The sequence below is a fragment of the Natrinema hispanicum genome (assembly GCF_004217335.1).
GTDB classification, from domain to species: domain Archaea; phylum Halobacteriota; class Halobacteria; order Halobacteriales; family Natrialbaceae; genus Natrinema; species Natrinema hispanicum.
Genome location: NZ_SHMP01000005.1, coordinates 277672 through 299379 on the forward strand (window position 1 = coordinate 277672; position 21708 = coordinate 299379).

Below are 21708 nucleotides of genomic sequence, written 5' to 3' on the forward strand. Positions count from 1 at the left end.
GCCGACAGTATGGCCACACACTCACCGCTCAGCACGTCGTCACTCGAGAAATCGCTCGCCGACGCTGACGTCGCTCGGTGGCATCGCACACTGGTCTTTCTTCCCAAACCAGCGGTAGCGACGGGCGGCGACGAAGTCGTACGCCCAGTCACGGAGACGACGCGGCAGGAATCGAAACGGGCCGAGCAGAGCGTAGACACCGCCGAGGAGTTCCGCGATGCGGATGACCGCGTCCGACTTGGTGTAGCAGTCGTCACCCTCGATGAGGATCACCGACTCGAGTTCGTCCGTCGGGAGGCCGTGTTCGGCTAACAGCTCCTGCCCGACAGCGGACTGGAGGGATGCAAAGCGAAAGCGCCCGTTCGTGTCCCGCGGGAGGATAAACTGGACGAACCCGTTACAGAGATTGCAGACGCCGTCGAAGAGGACGACTGGGTGATCGTCCGGGTTCGCATCGCTCATCGGTCACCTGCTGGTTGTAACCGTCCGTAGTTCAGCGTTCCGGTCGCGTGAACACGACCGCTTGACTACTGTGCTCGTCTCCGGGGGTGGCGTCTCTCCCTCGAGTGTGATTGGCTGCTCGGTGTAGGTCACGGTGACGTTCGCGACGGACGCATCGGTCTGTGCGGTCGCGTGCTCGCACATGACGACGGAGAATCGCTCGGCCCGCACATCGCTGTCGAACAGCGAATGCAGATACTTGCGCCAGCGGAAGCCGGGAAACGCATCGGACGCATCCGGCGGTCGATCGGCCCGGTAGGTCGATCCGCGAAGCACGTCGATGTCCTCCCCGTCGCCGACGTGACCGGTGACCACGTACCAGCCGTAGCTCGTACTCGGGTCGGGTGCGAACATCCGCCATTGGTACTCATCGGGCACCGTCGAGTCGACCGGCTCGATCCCGTTTACCTCACCGAGTAGCGCACCATTCCACAGAACGACGACAGCCAGCACACAGATGAGGACGAGTGACCAGCATTGTTGCGCTCGACGACGGGTCGCTGGCGAGAGTACTGACTCGACAGTAGACGGTTGGCTCACGCGGTCGGCCGCGCCTCGAATCACCGATATGCTGCGTTCGAGTACGTCAACCCGGTTGAATGCAATAGCAGTGGCGTGCTCGAGGGTGTCCCAGACTCGCGGCGGGAGAAACAGGAGGAATGCACCGACCAAGACGGCCGGAAAGAGGCCAACGGCCATCGAGAATGCCAACCCGATGACCGCGGCGATGAATGCCGAGACGTACGCGATCCGGAGACGACCAGTGAGCAAGAGCAATAGCGGCGCGCCGGTCACCAGCCCCGTCCAGACGTAGGTGCCGGCCTCGAGCGCGAGCGGATAGTTCACAACGATATCACCGAGCAGGATGGTCAGGTGATCTAGCCGGAGGGCATAGCCGAGCGCCTCACCGCTGTGCCACGTGTCACCCGTGGCTTTGAGGACGGCGTTATTGACGAACACGACGACGATGTGAACGAGGATCGCCGCAGTCGCTGGCGTCGTAATCCGGGTGTCGCTGCCAGATCGGGCCGTGGGTTCAGTGTCGTGCTCGAGGGCGGCATCACCGCCGGACCCACCGAGTGCATCGATCGCCCAGCGATTCCCGAGTGGGAGAAACACCGCTAGAAGGAGCAGTTCGCGGAGGAGCCGATCGGCCCCGTTCAGAATGAACGGGTTTCGAAAATGTACCGAGAAGAGCAGCACCACTGAGCAGACCGTCGCGACTCTCGTCCGGTATCCAACGAGCAGTGCTGTGGCGGAAACTACAGCACACCCGAACAGAACGATCTGAAGCCACGGCTCCCCCGACAGTGCGTGGATCGAGTACTTCGCAGGTGCGTATTGCTCGAAGAGGAGCGAACGCGGCAATACGCCGCCGTCGGTATAGAACGTCTCGAGGTATTGCGATCGGTGAAGGACATCGAACAGGAGGAGACTGCCAAGGACGAGGCGAAACGCTGCCAGCGCACGGTCGTCGATCCCAACATGCTGCTCGAAGGCGGTGTGTACACGCTTACGAACGCGGCCGACGCTCGACGTGGCCGAACTGCTGTCACTCATACATTGGGAACCGATCTCATCGTGTGGTCGAACCCGCTGGCTGTTTTCGACCACTCATTAGCTCCATGGTATATGTTTTGTGAAACTATAGTGGCTGGCTAGAAAACACGGCGACCCAACCAAGTATTACGAAACGGTTCAGCAGCGGCTGTCGATGGTGTGCCAGTCAACCGGCACTGCTGTGTACTGTCTCAGCAGCGGCTCACTGATGAAGCGGCTGCTCGGACATCTTGCTGCGAAGCTCGTCGAGCCGCGAGCGAGAGACGCCATCCTCGAACTGCTGGAGGAGTTCGTACACTTCGGCTCGAGAGACCTTGACGTCGCCCTCACGGACGACATCCTCGGGGCGTTCGCGCAGTTCACGGAGCGTGCCGACCGCCAGCAAATAGGGGATCGCCCACGCCGAGAGACGGTTGCCGTGCTGTTCGGGCACGATCTCGAGATAGCGCTGGGCGTCATCGAGATAGCCTTCGGCGCGGCCGGTGACCCGTTTGATGACGTTCGTGACGCCACCCTGATGGGCTTCGTCGGTGACGGCCTCGACGTCGACATCCTCCGCCGCGAGCCATTCGGCGGGGAGATACACGTTGTTTTCCTCGTGATAGTCGTCGTCGACGTCTTTCGCGATGTTGACCAGTTGTAAGAGCAGCGCGAACGACCGGGCGTTTTCCCGCATCTCCTCGGCGCGATCCTGTGAGGTGCCGCGGGCGACCAGGCCAGTGATCAGGGTGCCGACCGTGCCAGCGGCATACCAGCAGTACTCCTCGAGTTCCTCGATCGTCTGGAGCCGCAGGCCGCCCTCGTTCGCATAGCGGCTGGTGAACATCGCCATTCCGTCGACGAGTTCCCGGACCGGCTCGCGCATGATCTCGCGGGGCTTCTCGTCGAGCGACTCGAACGTGCGCAGCACCCGCGGCGTCTCGGCGACGACCTCCCAGTCGTCGGTTCGCTCCTCGGGGATCCAGGGCTCGACGTCGTCCATGAACGATGCGACCGACTGCTCGGCGTCCGGATCGAGCAACTCGTCGTACGTCGAGAGCAGCTCCGTCTGGGTCTCCGGCGGGATGTGTCCTGCGTCCTCGATCGTATCCGCAATTCTGCATAAGAGATATCCGAGACAGATATGTCTCGCCATCGGCTCCTCGAGCCGATCGATCGTGATCGAAAAGGTTCGCGAAACGCCATGAACCGCATCGTAACACCACTCGAGGTCGGCATCGGTGGGTGGTTCGGGCTGGCCCGTGGTCATCTACTCAAGTTAGTTTGGTGACCATCCGGGAAAAACACCGCGGTCGCGGCGTGATCTTCCGATCGAACGTTTCCAGGGACGAATTCGGAGTGTTAGCCTGCCTCTCGCCGGCTGTGTCGGATCGCTGCCGTCTCGCTCACCGAATCACCGCCGCCGACCGCGAGTGGAGCGCCGTTCGTGACCGACACCACGGCGACTGGGCTGGAAACAGAAATGAAATACAGGCGACAAAAAGAGTAATGCGGTGTATGAACATATGACATAGACACCGATGCCAGGGGGAACAAGCCAAACACTGCGACCGTTTTTGTGGCGTGCAACCAACCTGTATCCCGACACGGAGATTGTCTCCCGCAACCACGACGGGTTACAGCGATACACCTACAGCGAGTACGAAGGTCGGACGTGCCAACTCGCGAACGCACTCGAGGCGGCCGGCATCGAGGCCGGCGACCGGGTCGGCACGTTCTGCTGGAACCACTCACGACACTTCGAGACGTACTTCGCCGTGCCGTCGATGGGTGCCCAACTGCACACGATCAATCCGCTGCTCCCTGACGCACACATCCAGTATATCGTCGACAACGCTGACGATCAGCTCATTTTCGTCGATCCATCGCTCGCCCCGAAACTCGCGGGTGCGGTCGCCGACGCCGACGACGAGTTCGACGGCGTCGACTTCGTCGTCATGGGCAGTGAGGAGACCGACGAGCTCGAGGCGACGCCCTACGAGTCGTTCATCGGAGACCACGAGTCCGACTACGACTGGCCCGACGTCGACGAAGACCAACCCGCGGGAATGTGTTATACGTCGGGGACGACCGGCAACCCGAAAGGTGTTGAGTACACCCAGCAGATGCTTTGGAGCCACACGATGGCCTCCCAGACGCCACAGGGGATCCCGATGGCCGACGACGACGTCGTCATGCCCGTCGTCCCGATGTTCCACGTCAACGCCTGGGGGATGCCGTTTACGGCGACCGCAGGCGGTGCCAAACAGGTCTTCCCCGGTCCATCGCCCGAGCCCGAAGACCTCGCGACCCTCATCGAAGACGAGGGGGTGACGATCAGCGCCGGCGTCCCAACCGTCTGGCTCGGCTTGATGGAGTACTGTTCCGAGAATGATGTGGATCTCTCGAGGCTCGAGACGGTGATCGTCGGCGGCTCGGCGGCACCGAAATCGATGATCGAATGGTTCGACGAGCAGGGTGTCGAGGTCCTACACGCATGGGGAATGACCGAAACGGCCCCGATCGGGTCGGTCTCTCATCTCAAGGCCGACCTGCACGACGCGGCATACGATACCAAAATCGACAAGCGCAGCAAACAGGGGCTGGTGGTCCCCGGCCTCGAGTTCAAAGTCGTCGACGACGACGGCAATGAAGTCGCCTGGAACGGCGAGGAGTTCGGTGAACTCTGGATTCGCGGACCGTGGGTGACGACGGAGTATTTCAAACGGCCCGAAGCCAACGAGACGGAGTTCGAGGACGGCTGGCTCAAAACCGGCGACGTCGTTACCGTCGACGCGGACGGCTACATGGAACTCGTCGACCGCGAGAAAGACGTGATCAAATCCGGTGGCGAGTGGATCTCCTCGGTCGAACTCGAGAACGCGATCATGGCCCACGAGGACGTCGCCGAGGCGGCTGTCGTCGGCGTCCCCCACGAGCGCTGGCAGGAGCGGCCGGTCGCGTTCGTCGTTCCCGGCGAGGACGCCGACCGCCAGTCGTTGCCCGACGAAATCGACGATATGCTCGCCGACGAGTACCCCAAGTGGTGGCTGCCCGACGAGATCGAATTCATCAAGCAAGTTCCGAAAACGGCGACGGGCAAGTTCTCCAAGAAGGACATCCGCCAGGAGTACGCCGACCAGTCGCTCGTCGACGGGCAGGTTCCGGACGAGGCCGCTCCGGATCGCGACTAACCTTCGCGTCGCTCGTCCGCTGGATCGTCATACCGATGTTGACTCGTTTCGCACTCGAGGCTAACACTACTAAACAGAATACAGTCTAGACAATACGATAGACGAAATAGCGAACAATAAAGGGCCGAGCCCACGAACCGTCGCATATGGACTTTGGACTTTCCCCCGAACAACAACAGATTCGGGATATGGTATCGGAGTTCGTCGACGAGGAAATCGTCCCTGTCGCCGACGAGATCGACCACGACGACGAGTTCCCGTCCGGTCTCATCGACGAGATGGCCAAGCTGGGCCTGATGGGCATGCCCTTCCCGGAGGAATACGGCGGTGCCGGCCTCGACTATCACTCCTATGCGATCGGGCTCGAGGAAATCTCGCGTGGCTCGGGCGGCCTCGGAACGATCGTCGCCGCTCACACCTCGCTGGCGGGGAACATGCTCTACGAGTTCGGCGACGAGTCCCAGAAAGAGGAGTACCTGACGCCGCTTGCAGCCGGTGACGACATCGGTGCGTTCGCGCTCTCGGAAGCCGGTGCAGGCAGTGACGTCCCTGCCATGGACACGACCGCCGAGAAAGACGGCGACGAGTACGTGATCAACGGCGGCAAGCTCTGGATCTCGAACGGCTCGGTGGCCGACACGGTCACCGTCTTCGCGAAGACCGACCCCGACGCGGGCAACAAGGGCATCTCGTCGTTCATCATCCGTCCCGAGGAAGACGACGGCTTCATCGTCGAAGGCACCGAGGAGAAACTCGGCGACAAGGGCTGTCCGACCGCAGAACTCCGCTTTGACGACCTCCGTATCCCCGCAGACCGACGGCTCGGTGACGAGGGTGATGGCTTCGTCCACGCGCTGAAGACCCTCAACGGCGGCCGAATCACGATCGCCGCCCGTGGCGTCGGCATCGCTCGCGCGGCCTTCGAAGAAGCACGGGACTACGCCACCGAACGCGAGCAGTTCGGTCAGCCTATCGGCGAGTTCCAGTCGATCAAACACAAACTCGCGGACATGGACACGAAGATTCAGGCCGCGAAGCTGCTTATGCACAAGGCCGCCGACAAGAAGATCCGCGGCGAGAACTACATCAAAGACGCCTCGCAGGCCAAACTCTACGCCTCCGAAGTGAGCCGCGAAGTCGCAAACGAGGGCATCCAGATCCACGGCGGCTACGGCTACACCAAGGACTTCGCCGCCCAGCGGTTCTACCGCGACGCCAAACTCAACGAGATCTACGAGGGCACCAGCGAAGTGCTCCGGAACACGATCGGCGACCAGCTGCTCGAGCAGTAGCGACCGACCGCCCGGTACGTCTCTATTCTTCGAGGCAGTCTTGAACCCACGCGTAGTGGTCGCGTACGCGCTGTTCGCCGGGATCGGTCAGCGCATAGACATCGTGAAGTCCCGCCGTTCGCTTCTCGACGAACCCCGCATCGACCAGCGCCGACAGCGAGCCGTAGAACGACTTGGGCTCGAGCCGATCGTCGTAGTGCGACTCGAGGCGTGATTTCAGTTGCTGGCCGCGCAGTTCGCCGTCGTCGGCCGCAGCGAGGAGAACACAGATGTCTCGGCGGCGGCCGCTTCGAAGCCACTTGCTCATGGGACGGTGTCGGCATGGGACGCGCTCGAGCGTTATGATTTCTTATTCCGACTCGAGCCATCGGTGGACAGTCACGATGGCTGTCCATGTGGCTCCGCCGAGGGCGGCGACGCCGAGTAGGGCGCGATCGCCGACCTCGAGCAGTGCGGTGCCGTCGGGCAGGCGATAGTGGCGAAACAACAGCCACCCAGCGTCTGGATCGCCGAGGACGACGTCGCCGGAGCCGACGGCAAGCGAGAGCAACACGGCACCCAAGGCGTAGAGTCCGATCATGGCGAGGGTACCGACGCCTCCGGACAGAAACCGTGCGAGCAGTGGCATGCCTGGCCGTCGGTTGAGCGGCTGGCCACGCGCGCCGTAGATGCCGAAGCCGCGGACGTCACCGGGTGGATCACCCACGCGAACGTCCGCGGGATACTGGTAAAGGACAGCAGCCATCCAGAGGTCGCCGATCGAGCCGGCTGCGTTCGCTGCCAGGGGCACGATCAACACGGGCGTGGGGACGATGACCATCACGGCGATGCCGACAGCCGTCAGCACCACGAACGGGGCGAGCAGGGCAATGAGTAACTGGTTCCGTGTATAGCGCGCACCGCTGGTTCCGGCGTAGGCGTAGGGTAGAACGAAATGTGAGACGCCGATTCCGTAATCAGGGCTCTCGCCGTACCGCGCGAGGAACACGCCGTGAAGCAGTTCGTGAGGGACGACCACGCAGACCAGCAGGCCGATCGAGACGGCGAGCCAGCCAAGCACCGTCGGCGGCGACGAGGGCGCGATCACGATCGGCTCGAGTGCGGTGCCACGAATCCAGGCGAGGACGTGCCCGAAGCCGTATGCGAAGCCGAAAAAGCCGATCGCAGAGACGGCAAGCCACTGGAGTGTGACCGCTCGCGTGAGTTCGAACGCCGCGAGCGGCCGGCGGGCCGTCTGTGACTCGGAACGGCTCACGAGGCGACCCTCGAAGGCAACCGAAAAATCGGTGTCGATGTGCGTCCGCCGTGGCCGTGTCGGTCAGGGGCAGAAGATCGGCTTCCTGTGTTGGTCTCAGCGAGGCATGTCAGACGAGAACCGATAGATACCCGGTGGTTGCCTCGTGATGTTCGTTCATGACCGACGCCGACGAGCGGACGGCCGATGCAAACGGCATTACGGCCACCTACGAGGAAACCGAGACGGAACGACTCCTGACGTTCGAGCACGAAACGGGCACTACGGCAGCGATCGCACAGAACCGCGAGGGATACGCGATGTTGAAAGTGCGGCCAGCCGCCGATGGCGACGAACTCGAGCGCTACTACGGGTTCGATATGGCACTCGACCACGTCGGAGAGTTGCTGGCCGTCTCGCCACACGACCTCCCGATTCCGGACGCGGCCGCGGACATGGGAATGTAGCGTCGGACGACGACCACAGCGGCCGGTGTCGCCGCCTTGGAGTCGACTCGCTTGCCGGATTCGCTCACGGTTGTGCCACGAGCCGATCGGCTGAAAGCGGAAAAAACTAGTCGAAATGCGAGGGGGGCGGATGAAAGCGGCAAAAGCGGGAGCCATAAATATCAGGAGTCAAACGATGTAGACGAGAATAGCCGTGGCAACAGAGTCGTTCCCCCGTCCGATCAGTACGCGACGACGCTTTTCAGCGCTGCTCTCAGTGACTGCACTGGGCGTTTACTTGCTGTTGATCGTCGGCGCGACGACCTCGCTGACGAACGCGACCGCGTCGTGTTCGACGTGGCCGACCTGCCACGCGCCGGTCGACCCGCTAAGCCAAACCGAACTCGCGATCGCGTGGGCCCACCGGCTGACGGCCGCCGTCGTCGGCCTGCTCGTCGCCACGACGGCAATCGCTGCAATCCTCGGCGACGTCTCGAGCCGTGTCCGGTCGATCCTCGTGGTCGGTGGGCTCCTCTACGTCGTCCAGATCGGCGTCGGTGCCGTCACTGCGACGGTCGGCCCCGCCGCGATCGTTCCCGGACTCCACCTCGCACTCGGGCTCGTGATCTTCTCGGCGATCGTCCTCGCGCTCGCCTGGGACCTCGAGCTTGCGACCGGCAGCGACGACGACGCGATCGAGTCGCCGGAACCGCTCGAGGAACTCGAGGAGGAAGTTCCGACCGCAACCGAACGGACCATCCCCTCGAGCCGACTGTCCCGCGCCCGGCTCACTGCGATCGCGTACTTCCGCATGACGAAGCCGCGCCTGATGTGGCTGCTCTGTCTCGTCGCCGCCGCCGGCATGGCGCTGGCTGCCGGTTCCGTCGGTTCCGACCTCACCCTCTCGACCATCCTTGCGACGCTCGGCGGCGGCGTCTTGTCGATCGGTGCGAGTGGCACCTTCAATCACGTCCTCGAGCGCGACGTCGACCAGCAGATGTCGCGGACGGCAGAACGGCCGCTTGCGGTCGATCTGATTCCGGTTCGAAACGCGCTCGCGTTCGGATTTGCGTTGACCGTCGCGTCGCTTGCGTTGTTCCTGACGATCAACCGACTGGCCGCGGCGCTTGGCCTCGCTGCGATCCTGTTTTACAGCGTCGTCTACACCCTCATGCTCAAGCCGAACACGGTTCAGAACACGGTCATCGGCGGCGCTGCGGGAGCGTTGCCCGCGCTCATCGGCTGGGCTGCGGTCACCAACGAGATCGGTATGCCGGGACTGGCACTCGCGGGCCTGATCTTCCTCTGGACGCCGGCGCACTTCTACAACCTCGCGCTGGCCTACAAGGACGACTACGCCCGCGGTGGCTTCCCGATGATGCCGGTCGTTCGCGGGGAGACCGTCACTCGAAAACACATCCTCTACTACATCGCCGCGACGCTCGCGAGCGCAATCGCACTGACCTGGATTACCAACCTCGGCATGCTGTACGCCGGGACGGTCGTCCTCTTCGGGGGAATCTTCCTCTGGGCCGCCGTTCGCCTGCACTTCGAACAGACCGAGGCCGCGGCGTTTCGCTCGTTCCACGCCTCGAACGCGTTCCTCGGAGCCGTGCTGGTCGCAGTTCTGGTAGACGCGATGGCGTTCTGAGCACGGGTACCGACACTTCTGCGGTGCATTTCAACCATATTCGCTCGCCTGTACGCTCTCGAGTTACTCCCGTCGTCGCTCGGTTCGTGAGTGAAACGCAGGGCAAAAGCGATGACTGCGTCGCGGAGCCACTCGAGACAGGCGGGACCCAATCTCATACTACTGGACAACAGTCAATACGAAGCCGGTCGCATGTATGCGGCCGGCACCCTGCGGGGACGGCCGCGAATTCGTGACCGGTGTCACGTCGGTCTGTCCGGCAGTATCAGTAGTAGCCACCCCCATCAGCGTCGCTGCCATCGTCGAGTGGGTTCTCGATGGTACCATCACCGATGCTCACCTTCATACTCATCCCCGACAGGTCGGCGTCGCCGTGGACGCTGCAATAGACATCGTACACCCCGCTTTCCCCGAACGTGTGGGTCGTCTCCGCGCCGCCAGGAACCTCGCTGTCTTTCTCCCAGTTGTCCGAGGCTGCAGTGACCGTATGGCGCGTCTCGTCCTCGTTAGTCCACGTGATCGTCGCATCCGTGTCGGCGTGGACGTTCCGTGGATCGAACTGCTCATCGACCATCGACACGTCAGTGGTCTCTTCGCCAACCGGATCGCTCCCACCCAGACAGCCCGTTACGAACAACGTCGACATCCCTCCTGTCGCTGTGAGAACTGTTCGACGGTTCATACATGTTACCATGCGTATTTCGATACAATAGCTGTTCGGAGCGATCGCTTTGGCCGACTGTTCCGATCCGCTGTCGCTATCCCTGACAGGTGTCGAGCGTCCGCCAGTCCGGTCGAACTCTCGTGGTCCGGGCGAGCGCGCTGTTATCCCTCGAGGCGATCGACTGGCGTACCGTCCGCTGGTTCTCACAACGACGACCGAAGCGAGCGCCGACCGAGGCTGACAGTTGCTCCGCCGAGAAGACACCGAAGCCACGGTGGCTGCTCGAAACCACCACGAGTCAGCAGAAACGACTGTGTATGAAGCTCAGTCGTCGTTTACCACAGCAGATGTGGCCAGACGAACGTAAACAGCAGCCAGATAATTCCCGTCAGGATGACGGTCATAATCGCGTTCAGGATGAGTCCTGTCCGGAGCATGTGACGCTGTTTGATGTAGCCGCTGCCGAATACGATGGCGTTCGGCGGTGTCGCGACCGGAAGCGCGAACGCGAAGCTCGCGGCGATCGCCCCGGAGACTGAGAGGAAGAGTGCGGTCGAGAAGTCGGTCAGCCCGAGCGTCGCCGAGAAGACGCTACCCAGACTGATCAGGATGGGAACGATGATGCTGGTCGTCGCGGAGTTCGATGTCATCTCGGTCAGGAAGATGACCAGCAGGACGACCGCGCCGATGACGAGGACGATGGGTGCGCCGACGAGTCCGCTGAACACCGTCTCGGCGATCCATTCCGTCGCGCCCGTGTCCGCCAGCGCGTTCGCAAGCGAGATGCCGCCACCGAACAGTAGTAGCGTGCCCCAGTCGATGTCGACCAGTTCGTCCCACTCCATCGTATCAGCCAAGACAAGCGCCGGCACCGCAGCGACGCCGACCATCACGTAGTAGAGCAGGCCTTGATGGCCCTCGACGCCGAGGACGGTCATTTTATCGCCGCCGAACAGCGTCGTCATCCAAGCATTCGAGAGGAACGGCTCGAAGACTTTACCGAGGCCGCCGAGCATCCAGAGACCGGCCGTCGCGGCGAAGATCATCGCCACGCGCTTACCACGCGGGTCGAGTTCGCCTTCTGCCTCGAGCTGTTCGCGAGCGATGGCTCGAGCCTGGTCGACCTGTGGAATCTGTGGTGGGTACAGCACGTACGTCAGGAGGAACCACACTAGCGGGAGCGTCACGACGACGACCGGGAAGCCGACGAGGAACCACTCGGCGAACCCGATCTCGTAGTCCAGAATGGCGTTGAGCTGACCGACGAGGATCGCGTTCGGCGGCGTGCCGATGATCGTCCCGACGCCGCCGACGCTCGCTGCGTAGGCAGTCCCCAGCAACATCGAGATCTGGATGTTCGTGAAGTCGGCCGTCGAGCCGACGGCCCCACCATCGGTGGCCGTCTCGGCCGCGTCGGCTGCGTCAGCGTCGGGTACTGGTTCGTTCGACGATGCAAGATCGTCGCGATCGAGCACCTGCGTGAGAATCCCGACTGCGATGGGTGTCATCATCGCGGCCGTCGCGGTGTTCGAAACCCACATCGACAACACGGCGGTCACGATCATGATCGCGAGAACCAGCCGTCGCGGCGAGCTGCCCATCTTGGCGATGGTATATAGCGCGATCCGCCGGTCGATATCGTACTTTTGAATCCCGTTTGCAAGCATAAAGCCCGCGAGGAACAGGAAGACGATGTGATCTGCGAACCCCGCGAGTGCGGTGTCCATGGAGTTGTAGATGCCAGTGCCAGTCAGCAAGACAGGAATCGTCAATGCGGTGACCGCCAGCGGAAGCGTTCCGGTCACCCAGAGGAAGCCGGCGAAGAACATGGTCGCGATCGCGTACTGGCCCGCGACCGAGAGGCCAGCCGGCGTTGGTGCCGCTGCGATCGCCACCATCCCAATCCCCGCAAGGAGAAATTGTACTAATCTCTTGTTTGATCCACCCAACAGTCCGTGTATCATTGATACAGGCGGGAATTATCATTATTGATCTTAAGCCCTTCTATTCGTGAACCTGTCACTAGAAGTGATCGACGATCGCCCGTACCTGCTCGTCGGTGAGTTCGGTGCTGTAGAGATCCAACAGCGTCTTTCGTCGCGCTCGAGACAGCGATCGATTTCCGCTCTCGAGCATCGAGACGTGTGCCTGCATGAGTTCGTCTATCTCCCGTTCGACCGCCCGCTGCTCGTATCCGGCAGCGACGCGGAGCAGTCGCCACGCGAGTGGAGTGATCCCATCCGGATCATACAGGTCCGAAGCACCCATGCATAATCCGACAGAGAAAGCATAGAAGTGTCTGTTGGAACCCACGTCAGGAAAACCGGTCGCTCCGCAACCTGCTCGTTGCCGCAGGACTGGCGGCATACATCGCCGACAGCGGCGGCCGCGAGGTTCCACGCGGGACGGCCGCGCAAACGTAACCGTCACCGTCGTGGATACGGCTCGGTTCCCGCCTCGGGCGTCCGTCGCTCGAGCAACTCGAGGACGGGTTCGCTCGCGGCTAGCCGAATCCCGAGTTTCGTCAGCTGGTCTCGGAGTGTCGCCGGCACGAGCGTTCCGTACAGCGAGCCAAGCAGGGGAAGTGGACCGACGCGGTAGTGGGTCTCTGGATCGGGAACCGTCGCGGCCGTCAGAATCGTCTCGGCGACGTCTTCGGGGTCGTTGATAAGGCGACCACCGCCCTCGACGGCGCGAACTTGCTGGAGCACGCGGTAGAGATCGGTATACTGCGTCGGTCTAACGACGGTCACGTCGGCGTCTGCAGCCCCGATTGTCACGTCCTCGTCCGTGGACGACGGCGATCGCGTGGCCGTCGCGGCCGCGTCGAGTTCCCGCAGGGCGCGATCGTAAAACGGCGTCGCGACGAGGCCGGGCTGGACGACGACGACCTCGACGTCCGACCCGACCAGTTCCTGTCGGAGCGCGTCGCTTAGCCCTGCCAGGGCCCATTTCGATGCGTTATAGCCGCCGATGCCGGCCAGCGCGAGGCGATCGGCAGCGCTGGTGACGTTGATGATCCGGCCACGACCGCGTTCGCGCATACCCGGCAGGACCGCCCGTATCAACCGATGCGGGCCGAAACAGTGGACGGCGAACTGCCGCTCGAGGACGTCCGTCGGTACGTCTTCGACCGGGCCGAACTGGCCGTAGCCCGCGTTGTTGACCAGACAGTCGACGCCGCCGGCCTCCTCGCGGATACGACCGACGACACGTTCGACGTCCGCGGGCTCGGTCAGATCGAGCGCGACGGGCTCGACACCGCGGTCGGCCAGGTTCTCGAGGCTGTCCCGGTCGCGGTCTCGCGCGGTCGCGTAGACGTCCCACCCATCGGCCAGCAATGCGCGAGCCGTTTCGTAGCCGATGCCCGACGAACAGCCGGTGACGAGTGCGGTCGAAGTCATGTGATGTGTTATGCTATCATGAGTAAAGGGCGTCCCGTCAGTCGCGTCCGGAGAGTGTCACGAAATACGAGACGTTTCGCGGCATCGAGCGGACGGCACATCCGCTGAGTGGCCGTCAGTTCCGACAGGTCCCGCGAACCGTCGTGCCGATGCGCCAGAACCGACTTCCAGCAGCCCGTCTCAGTCATCGAACGGGTCGAAGTCGTCAGGGGGGCCTGCATCGTCGGGCGGCCCGGCACCGACGGGCGGACCGCGCTCGCGGTCGTCCGAGTCGTCGACATCGTCAGTGATACCGGCTTCCTCGAGCGTCCGGTCGACGATCTCGATGGCGTCGCCATTTTCATCGTCATCAGTATCGACACCGTCGTCACGACCACTGTCGGCTGACTGGGCAGCCTCTCCGGGTTCGTCATCAGAACCGCTATCGACACTATCGTCGGTCGGATCGCTCGTGGCCGTCGCCGGTTCGGGCTCATCGACGTGCTCGCGGTCGTCTGTCGCATTCACCTCATCCGAGTCGACTCCGGACGTCGTCAGCTCGTTGGTCGTCAGTTCCGGTGCGAACAGGACTGCAAGCGCACTAAATACGAGTGCTGCGGCCACGATGATGGCGAAAAATGTGACCGTCGATGGACGATCGTCACGGGAGCGGGACATTCGATTACTCGAGGGGAGACGATCAACTCGCTTTGTTACGTCCAGCCCACAGTTCCATAGGCACTGGATTCGCCACTCCGTTCGACTGGCGTCGAACCGCTCGAGCGGGCGGTCGACGCAGCCAACGCTGGCCATGACGCTCGGCAAGACCGTCGTCCACGGCCGAACAATGATATAGCCGGCCCACCGAGTGACACGCAACGGATCTCCCGATAATGACGAGTCATTACGATCACGCGCAGGTACAGGAGTTCTGGCAGTACGTCTGGGAGCGTGACGACGTCTACGCGCTCGATTCCGACGCCGAGGATCCGACCTACGTCCTCGGAATGTTTCCCTACACGTCGGGGACGCTCCACATGGGGCATATCCGCAACTACGCGATTACGGACGCCTACGCGCGGTATCGCCGGATGCAGGGCGACGATGTCCTCCACCCGATGGGCTGGGACGCCTTTGGCCTCCCCGCCGAGAACGCCGCGTTCGAGCGCAAGACCGACCCCGAATCCTGGACGCAGGCGTGTATCCGGCGCATGCGCGAGGAACTCGAGACGATGGGCTTTGGCTACGACTGGTCTCGGGAGATCACCACCTGTGAGCCCGACTACTATCGGTGGAACCAGTGGCTGTTCGAGCAGTTCTACGAAGACGGGCTCGTCGACTACGAAGCGGCGACGGTCAACTGGTGTCCCGACTGTGAGACGGTGTTAGCCGACGCACAGGTCGAAGAGCGCGACGGCACCCGCGTCTGCTGGCGCTGTGAGACTCCCGTCGGCCGCCGGGAACTCGACCAGTGGTTCTTTACGATCACCGACTACGCCGAAGAGCTATACGAGGGTCTCGACGACCTCGAGGGCTGGCCTGACGGCGTCCGCGAGATTCAGCGTAACTGGATCGGCCGTCAGGAGGGCACGCGGATCACGTTCGAGGTGTCCCATGACGCAGGCGACGAGAGCGCCGACGTCGTCGACGTGTTCAGTACTCGTCCGGAGACGATCCACGGCGCGACCTATCTCGCGGTCTCGCCGGGTCACGACCTGGCGCGGACGCTGGCCGAGGCGGACGACGCGGTCGCCGACTACGTCGAGACCGTCCGCGAACAGGCCCCCGACGAGGTCGGCTTTGCGGGTATCGAAACCGACGCGACCGCCATCAATCCGCTGACCGGCGACGAACTCCCCGTCTACGTCGCCGGCTACGTCCTAGAAGACGTCGGCACTGGGGCCGTGATGGGCGTGCCCGGCCACAACGAGCGCGATCACGCCTTCGCGCTCGAGCATGACCTGCCGATCGAGCGCGTGATCGTCCCCGAAGGTGACAGTAATGACAGTGAACGCGACGAAACGGAACCCTACACCGGCGAGGGCACCCTCGAGGGAAGCGGCGAGTACGACGGCCTCGACAGCGTGGCGGCCCGCGGGCAACTCGTCGAAGACCACGACGCGCTCTCCGAAGACGTCACCTACCGGCTGCGCGACTGGCTGATCTCCCGCCAGCGCTACTGGGGGACGCCGATTCCGGTCGTCCACTGCGATGACTGCGGGCCGGTGATGGTTCCCGAAGAGGAACTCCCGGTCGAACTCCCCGAGTTCGTCCGGACCACGGGGAACCCACTGGACGCCGCCGAGGAGTGGAAGGCGACGACGTGCCCGGAGTGTAGCGGCTCTGCTGAGCGCGAGACGGACACGATGGACACCTTCGTCGACTCCTCGTGGTACTTCCTGCGATTCCTCTCACCGCAGCTTGCGGACGCGCCGTTCGACACCGATCGCGCCAACGAGTGGCTCCCCGTCGACGTCTACGTCGGCGGCGAGGAACACGCCATCCTCCACCTGCTCTATACGCGCTTTTTCACGAAGGCGCTGGCCGATCTGGGCTTGCTCGAGCACCGCGAACCGATCGAGGAACTCCGGAGTCAGGGGACGGTGCTGTACGACGGCGAGAAGATGTCCAGTTCGAAGGGCAACGTCGTCGCACCCGAGGAGTACGGCGCGGAGACGACGCGGCTGTTCGTCCTCTCGGCGGCCCACCCCGAACAGGACTTCGAGTGGACCGCCAACAACGTCCGCGGGGCCTACGACCTCCAGCAGACGCTCTATGGGATGGCGACCGACTTCGTCGAGGAGGGCGACACCCGCGTCGAACGCCGCGATCACGACGCGTACGTCGACCGGGAGATCGACCGGACGATCGCCGCGGTCACTGAAGAATACGAGCGGTTCCGGTTCCACCGCGCCGCAACCGAGATCCAGGAACTCGCACGCCTGCTCCGGCGTTACCGCGCGTACGACCGGCCACACGACGAGGTCTACCGACGCGGTCTGCTGACGCTGGCCGCGCTGATCGCTCCGATGGCCCCCCACCTCGGGGAAGAACTCTGGAACAAACTCCGGGGCGACGGGCTGGTCGTCGAAGCCGACTGGCCCGAGCCCGCAGGCGATCGATCGGCCTACCAGCTCGAGCGCCAGCTGGTCGAACGTACGCTCGAGGATGTCCGAGACATCGTCGATGTCGCCGCGATCGACGAGCCCGAGCGCATCGAACTGGTTTGCGCTCGCGAATGGAAGTACCGGGCCGCCGAACTGGTCGATGAGGGGGCCCCTGACGGCGATACCGACACCATCATCGAGCAGGTGCTCGCAGCCGACGATGTCGACGCCGACCGCGAGACCGTCGGTGCGTTCGTCGGGCAACTGGTCGGCCGCGAGGACGGCGCGGAGTCCGGCCAGTTGCTCGGCCCTGCCCGCGAACTCGAGGTCCTCGAGCACGCGACCTGGCTCGTCACAGACGAGTTCGGGGCGACCGTCACCGTCCGCCGGGCCGACGCCGACGACGAACTGGCGGCGAAAGCACGACCCGGCAAACCGGCGATCTACATCGAGTAGCCGTCGCTGGCTCTCTCACGACAACTTGTAGCCCCTCGTTTGCGTTCGAACGGCTCCAATGCCGCGGATTCGTGGCTGTGACAGTCGATATCGATACCCGGTGACGAGGCCACATCTCGAAAGACAGTTTTATTCCATCAGGTTTGGAAGGCCCGAATACGATGGTGGAGGGTGGCGATCGCAGCGACGCACAGCCAGCGAAACCGCCGAGTCAGGCGGTGATCGAAACAGTCGCCGACGCGGAAGGGATCGAGTCGGTCGACCTCGCACCGCCGCAGTACGAACCGCTTCATGCAGTCATCGACCCGGCAGCGCTCGACGAGCTCTTTGCCGAGCGGTCGAACGGTGCGACCAGACCGGGCGGAACGGTCTCGTTCCCGTTCTGTGGCTACCACGTCACTGTCGGCTACGATGGAACGGTGACGCTCGAGGAATCGACCGACCTAGCGGACTGAGACGCGTTCCAGTCAGTTGGTGCCGGCAGGTGCGCCGAAATCCAGTGACAGCAGCTCGTATGCCACGGCGACTCGAGACCCGAAGCCACAGCACCATCGATCTCGATCGAATTCGAAGCGAACAGCAAGCATGATACGGCGGTGCTCCTAACGGTCGATAATGGCAACTGCTGATGCGAGACGGCATCTTCGGGAGCAGCCGCTAGGTGTCACGGTCCTCCTGACGATCGTCGGCTACGCGCTGGTCCTCGGAACGTTCCTGCTCGATGTGCCGATCTATCCCGACCTGACGAACGCACAGGTCAATCTCCTCTCGCACGTGATCGCGGTCATCAACACGACCGCGACGGTGGTGTTGACACTGGGCTGGTACTGGATCCGCAAAGGCGAGGTCGAGAAACACCGCTTGGCGATGGTCAGCGGCTTCGTGTTGATCCTTGGGTTCCTGGTCGTCTATCTGCTCAAGGTCGGCGGCGGCGGCACGAAAGAGTTCGTCGGCCACCAGGGCGTCTACTACGCCTACCTCGTCATGCTGGCGATCCACATCATCCTCTCGATCATTTCGGTGCCGGTCGTCCTTTATGCGCTGGTTCTGGGACTGAGCCATACGCCCGCCGAACTCAGACAAACGCCCCACGCGAAGATCGGCCGGATCGCTGCCGGCGCGTGGATCCTGAGTCTAGTTCTCGGCGTCGTCACCTACGCGATGCTCAACCACATCTTCGACTACGAGTTCGCGGCGCTGCTCGTCCCGCTCGTCTGAGCGGCTCCGGCTGGGAGCTGCGTCCCAGTAGACCAACAACTTCTCACGTCAGCCGCCCGTACCGTCGAGCAACGAATGCAATTCGTCGAAGAAATCGTCGTGGACGAGTTTCTCCCAACCGTCCGGTCGCTGCTGGCCGGCGATCTGCGCGATCGGGGCTTCACCCAGAGCGAGGTCGCTGACGTCCTCGGGATTAGCCAGAGCGCCGTCTCGAAGTACGCCCACGGCGACGTGACCGTCAACGATCGCATCGCCACCGACGACCGCGTCCAAGACCTCGTCGAGCAACTCGGGACCGGCCTGGCCGCCGAAGAGATCTCCCCCGTCCAAGCCCTGATCGAACTCGAGGTGCTGATCCGCGAACTCGAGGCTGGCGGCGACCTGCTTGCCCAGCTCCACGAGGAGGCCGTCCCGGAGCTAGCCGACCACGGCTCGAGCTTTCGCGTCCACGACCCTGAAAGCGATCTGCGGACCAGCGAGCGGGTGCTCTCGTCGCTCCGGCGTGGGCTGCGCATCCTCGAGACGGCGAGTGGCTTTACCGCGCTCATCCCTGCGGTCGGCGCGAACCTCGTCGCCTGCACGCCCGACGCCGACGACGTCGACGACGTTGCGGGCGTGCCGGGTCGAATCTTCGACGTAAAAGGGCGAGCGACCGTCCCAGCAGACCCCGAGTTCGGCGTCTCAGAACACGTTGCAAGCGTGTTGCTGGCCGCACGTCGCCACGGCGCGGACGTGTCGGCGGGGATCAACATCACCTACGATCCAGAACTGATCGACGAACTGGCCGCACAGGGCCACGTCGCCGCCGAGTTCGACGAATCCGACGACGTCGCCTCGAGCGTCGGCGCGGCGATCGAAGACGAACCCGAAGCGACGGTGCTCTACCAGACCGGCGGGATGGGGATCGAACCACTGATCTACGTACTCGGTACCGACGCGGAGTCGGTCGCAGACACGGTCCGATCGCTGGTCTAAGCCCCCACGATGGCGACGGAATCACAGGCGTTCTACGGTCGTTGGGCACGACTCTACGATCTGATCGCACGCCGCACGCCCGGGATCGCACAGCTCCGCCGGCGAGCGGCCGCCGCCTGCCGGCTCGAGCCCGGCGATACCGTCGTCGAAATGGGCTGTGGCACGGGGGCGAACCTTCCGTTTCTTCGCGAACAGGTCGGCCCCGAGGGAACCGTGATCGGGATCGATTTCACCCGGCCCGTCCTCGAGCGGGCACGAGTAGCGACTGCGGACTATGACAACGTCCACGTCTTACAGGGCGACGCGACGCAACCACCGCTCGCGGCCGACGCGCCGGACGAGATCGATGCCGTGCTCGCGACGTTCGTCGTGGGGATGCTCGCAGAGCCAGCCGGTGCGGTCGACGACTGGTGTGACCTCGTTGGTCCCGACGGGACCGTCGTGCTCGCGAACGCTGCCCCGAGCCGGGAGTGGTACGCCCCGCCGGTCAACGCCGTCTTTCGGGCAATCGTCGTCCTCTCGACGCCGCCGACGACACAGCTTCGCTACGAGGACGATCCGGCTCGTCGGCTCGAGCAAAAGATCGACGCTGCACATACCCGGCTCCGCGAGCGAGCGGTCGCCGTCGCGGACGAAACACACGTCTTCGGCGTCGTCCGCCTGACCGGCGGCCTGCTCGGGTGACCGTCCTGAGATCGTCACCCTGACGGATCGACGTTTTCCAACGGCTCCATTCGCGCTCGAACCTCGTCAGGAAGCAGCGACGGTCGTCCCGTGTCGGGATCGATGTGGACCATCGTCGTGTCGGCGGTCGCGGCGACCGTCCCATCGACGCGGATCTCGTATTCCATGGTGCAACTGGACTCGCCGAGGTTGGCTATCCAGAGTGCGACTGTTGGATCGTCATCCTTCGTGATCGGGTGCTTGAATTCGATCTCGAGGGTCGCGACGACGAACGAGATGTCTTCTGCTGCAACGTCGAGTACGTCCTCCAGATAGTCGACACGAGCGGTCTCGAGGTAGCTCGCGTAGACGGCGTTGTTGACGTGCCCTTGGGGGTCGAGATCGCGATACTGGACCGGAATCTCGACGGTGAACTCCTCGGTCATTATACAGGTTCGAACGCGACTGCGACGAAAATACGCACCGGTCCCGGAAACGCCCCCGAGACTCCGCATAGGGACTCCTTTCATACGGTCTGCTGTCAGTCGTTTCCGGTGCAACTGCGACCCGTCCTGCGGTTGCACCGGTAAATCGGGACAGCAGACCGTCTCACTCCGCGTACAGCCGTGCGTGCTCGCTGCAGAAGGCGGGCTCGCGCAACTGGGCGTCGATCAGGTCCTCGTGGGAGTGGGCGTTGAACAGCCGACAGCCCTCTCGGTCGCAAAACGCCTCGCCGGTCTCGAGGTAGTGGTACGCCGCCAGAACGTACCCACACAGCGCATCGGTCGTCCGCGGGTCGTCTGCGACCAGAAAGTCGCCCTCGACTTGGTTCTCGAGGACCTCTCGCGGCGGCGCATCACCTGACAGCAGGGCGTGGCGCTGCTTTTCCTTGTAGTACGCCTCGGGCTTTGCGGGGGCCTCGTAGAGCCCGGGCACCGACACCAGCGCCGGCTGGCCGAGGACGATCACGCGCTTGTGCCAGCGGCCGTCGTGGTCGCCCCACGTCCCGATGGCCCGATCGAGGATCGGGATGTGCAGCGTCTCGAGCCCCCGTTCTGCGGCGGGGAGCGCGGCGTTGAGTGCCCGCTGGATCTGGACCCCGTCGTAGAGGACGCCGCCCTCGCGTTCGGGGTGCTCGAGGGCACGTTCTTCGTAGCGGATCGTCCCGAGCATCGTGTTGCCCGTCTTGCGGTCGTACGGCGCGGTGACGCGCGCCTCGGCGAACCGCTCGGCGAGGTCCTCGGTGCGGTGGGCCTCGAGGAAGCGGTCGCGCACAGCTACGTCGGCGTCGATCCGTGCTCGCAGCCAGTCGGCGATCGCGTCGACGTCGGCGACGGTCGTCGGGGCGCGATAGCAGATGACTTGTTCGACCATCGGGTGGGGGA

Annotated in this window: 22 protein-coding genes; 9 read left to right on the top strand and 13 right to left on the bottom strand. The window is 63.5% G+C overall.

Annotated features, from left to right (window positions below; genetic code table 11):
• Nucleotides 1-39: 39 nt before the first annotated feature.
• From BDK88_RS13495 to BDK88_RS13505, 3 genes are all read right to left on the bottom strand, one after another.
• Complete coding sequence (locus BDK88_RS13495) at nucleotides 40-462, bottom strand: thiol-disulfide oxidoreductase DCC family protein (protein ID WP_130500877.1); 423 nt, start codon at nucleotides 460-462, stop codon at nucleotides 40-42.
• Between the two features lie 3 nt (nucleotides 463-465).
• Nucleotides 466-2061 carry an HTTM domain-containing protein gene (locus BDK88_RS13500; protein ID WP_130500878.1) on the bottom strand — a complete coding sequence of 532 codons (1596 nt, stop codon included), beginning with the start codon at nucleotides 2059-2061 and terminating at the stop codon, nucleotides 466-468.
• A gap of 202 nt (nucleotides 2062-2263) precedes the next feature.
• Entirely contained in the window at nucleotides 2264-3310 is a 1047-nt protein-coding gene (locus tag BDK88_RS13505) for a phytoene/squalene synthase family protein (protein WP_130500879.1), read from the bottom strand.
• Between the two features lie 271 nt (nucleotides 3311-3581).
• Between BDK88_RS13505 and BDK88_RS13510 the strand changes: the two genes are divergently transcribed.
• Together BDK88_RS13510 and BDK88_RS13515 are read left to right on the top strand one after the other, a co-directional pair.
• Nucleotides 3582-5234, top strand: coding sequence for a long-chain fatty acid--CoA ligase (locus tag BDK88_RS13510; RefSeq protein WP_130500880.1), 1653 nt, complete (start codon nucleotides 3582-3584; stop codon nucleotides 5232-5234).
• A 146-nt stretch (nucleotides 5235-5380) separates the two neighbouring features.
• Nucleotides 5381-6526, top strand: a complete 1146-nt coding sequence (locus BDK88_RS13515) for an acyl-CoA dehydrogenase (RefSeq protein WP_130500881.1) — start codon at nucleotides 5381-5383, stop codon at nucleotides 6524-6526.
• A 22-nt stretch (nucleotides 6527-6548) separates the two neighbouring features.
• Here the strand turns inward: BDK88_RS13515 and BDK88_RS13520 are convergent, their stop codons facing one another.
• Nucleotides 6549-6833: a PadR family transcriptional regulator gene (locus BDK88_RS13520; protein ID WP_130500882.1), complete on the bottom strand. Its 285-nt coding sequence runs from the start codon at nucleotides 6831-6833 to the stop codon at nucleotides 6549-6551.
• Nucleotides 6834-6875: 42 nt separating this feature from the next.
• Nucleotides 6876-7781 carry a DUF3267 domain-containing protein gene (locus BDK88_RS13525; RefSeq protein WP_130500883.1) on the bottom strand — a complete coding sequence of 302 codons (906 nt, stop codon included), beginning with the start codon at nucleotides 7779-7781 and terminating at the stop codon, nucleotides 6876-6878.
• A gap of 158 nt (nucleotides 7782-7939) precedes the next feature.
• Between BDK88_RS13525 and BDK88_RS13530 the strand changes: the two genes are divergently transcribed.
• Together BDK88_RS13530 and BDK88_RS13535 are read left to right on the top strand one after the other, a co-directional pair.
• On the top strand, nucleotides 7940-8227 hold the full coding sequence (locus tag BDK88_RS13530) for a DUF7111 family protein (RefSeq protein ID WP_008009831.1): 288 nt from the start codon (nucleotides 7940-7942) through the stop codon (nucleotides 8225-8227).
• Between the two features lie 193 nt (nucleotides 8228-8420).
• A complete protein-coding gene (locus BDK88_RS13535; RefSeq protein WP_130500884.1) occupies nucleotides 8421-9857 on the top strand; it encodes a heme o synthase in 1437 nt (478 codons plus the stop codon).
• A gap of 265 nt (nucleotides 9858-10122) precedes the next feature.
• Here the strand turns inward: BDK88_RS13535 and BDK88_RS13540 are convergent, their stop codons facing one another.
• The 6 genes from BDK88_RS13540 to BDK88_RS13565 all read right to left on the bottom strand — a co-directional run bounded on the left by BDK88_RS13540 (nucleotide 10123) and on the right by BDK88_RS13565 (nucleotide 14582).
• On the bottom strand, nucleotides 10123-10539 hold the full coding sequence (locus BDK88_RS13540; RefSeq protein WP_165396968.1) for a cupredoxin domain-containing protein: 417 nt from the start codon (nucleotides 10537-10539) through the stop codon (nucleotides 10123-10125).
• Between the two features lie 76 nt (nucleotides 10540-10615).
• Nucleotides 10616-10813: a hypothetical protein gene (locus BDK88_RS13545; protein ID WP_130500886.1), complete on the bottom strand. Its 198-nt coding sequence runs from the start codon at nucleotides 10811-10813 to the stop codon at nucleotides 10616-10618.
• Between the two features lie 43 nt (nucleotides 10814-10856).
• The gene (locus BDK88_RS13550) at nucleotides 10857-12485 is read right to left on the bottom strand and encodes an SLC13 family permease (protein WP_130500887.1); all 1629 of its coding nucleotides are present in this window, start codon (nucleotides 12483-12485) and stop codon (nucleotides 10857-10859) included.
• A 58-nt stretch (nucleotides 12486-12543) separates the two neighbouring features.
• Nucleotides 12544-12789 (bottom strand): hypothetical protein, encoded by a 246-nt coding sequence (locus BDK88_RS13555; protein ID WP_092929053.1) that lies wholly within the window; start codon nucleotides 12787-12789, stop codon nucleotides 12544-12546.
• A gap of 158 nt (nucleotides 12790-12947) precedes the next feature.
• A complete protein-coding gene (locus tag BDK88_RS13560) occupies nucleotides 12948-13925 on the bottom strand; it encodes an SDR family oxidoreductase (protein WP_130500888.1) in 978 nt (325 codons plus the stop codon).
• A gap of 180 nt (nucleotides 13926-14105) precedes the next feature.
• The gene (locus tag BDK88_RS13565) at nucleotides 14106-14582 is read right to left on the bottom strand and encodes a hypothetical protein (protein WP_130500889.1); all 477 of its coding nucleotides are present in this window, start codon (nucleotides 14580-14582) and stop codon (nucleotides 14106-14108) included.
• A gap of 215 nt (nucleotides 14583-14797) precedes the next feature.
• Between BDK88_RS13565 and leuS the strand changes: the two genes are divergently transcribed.
• The 5 genes from leuS (at nucleotide 14798) to BDK88_RS13590 (ending at nucleotide 20344) form a co-directional block, all read left to right on the top strand.
• The gene (gene leuS / locus BDK88_RS13570) at nucleotides 14798-17467 is read left to right on the top strand and encodes a leucine--tRNA ligase (protein WP_130500890.1); all 2670 of its coding nucleotides are present in this window, start codon (nucleotides 14798-14800) and stop codon (nucleotides 17465-17467) included.
• A gap of 161 nt (nucleotides 17468-17628) precedes the next feature.
• On the top strand, nucleotides 17629-17922 hold the full coding sequence (locus BDK88_RS13575; RefSeq protein ID WP_130500891.1) for a HalOD1 output domain-containing protein: 294 nt from the start codon (nucleotides 17629-17631) through the stop codon (nucleotides 17920-17922).
• Nucleotides 17923-18082: 160 nt separating this feature from the next.
• Nucleotides 18083-18685, top strand: a complete 603-nt coding sequence (locus BDK88_RS13580) for a DUF420 domain-containing protein (RefSeq protein WP_008009850.1) — start codon at nucleotides 18083-18085, stop codon at nucleotides 18683-18685.
• A gap of 75 nt (nucleotides 18686-18760) precedes the next feature.
• Nucleotides 18761-19660, top strand: coding sequence for a thiamine-phosphate synthase family protein (locus tag BDK88_RS13585; RefSeq protein WP_130500892.1), 900 nt, complete (start codon nucleotides 18761-18763; stop codon nucleotides 19658-19660).
• A gap of 9 nt (nucleotides 19661-19669) precedes the next feature.
• Nucleotides 19670-20344 (top strand): class I SAM-dependent methyltransferase, encoded by a 675-nt coding sequence (locus BDK88_RS13590; RefSeq protein ID WP_130500893.1) that lies wholly within the window; start codon nucleotides 19670-19672, stop codon nucleotides 20342-20344.
• A 14-nt stretch (nucleotides 20345-20358) separates the two neighbouring features.
• Here the strand turns inward: BDK88_RS13590 and BDK88_RS13595 are convergent, their stop codons facing one another.
• Complete coding sequence (locus tag BDK88_RS13595) at nucleotides 20359-20769, bottom strand: acyl-CoA thioesterase (RefSeq protein ID WP_130500894.1); 411 nt, start codon at nucleotides 20767-20769, stop codon at nucleotides 20359-20361.
• 163 nt (nucleotides 20770-20932) lie between these two features.
• Nucleotides 20933-21697: a DUF7001 family protein gene (locus BDK88_RS13600; RefSeq protein ID WP_130500895.1), complete on the bottom strand. Its 765-nt coding sequence runs from the start codon at nucleotides 21695-21697 to the stop codon at nucleotides 20933-20935.
• Between the last annotated feature and the right edge of the window lie 11 nt (nucleotides 21698-21708).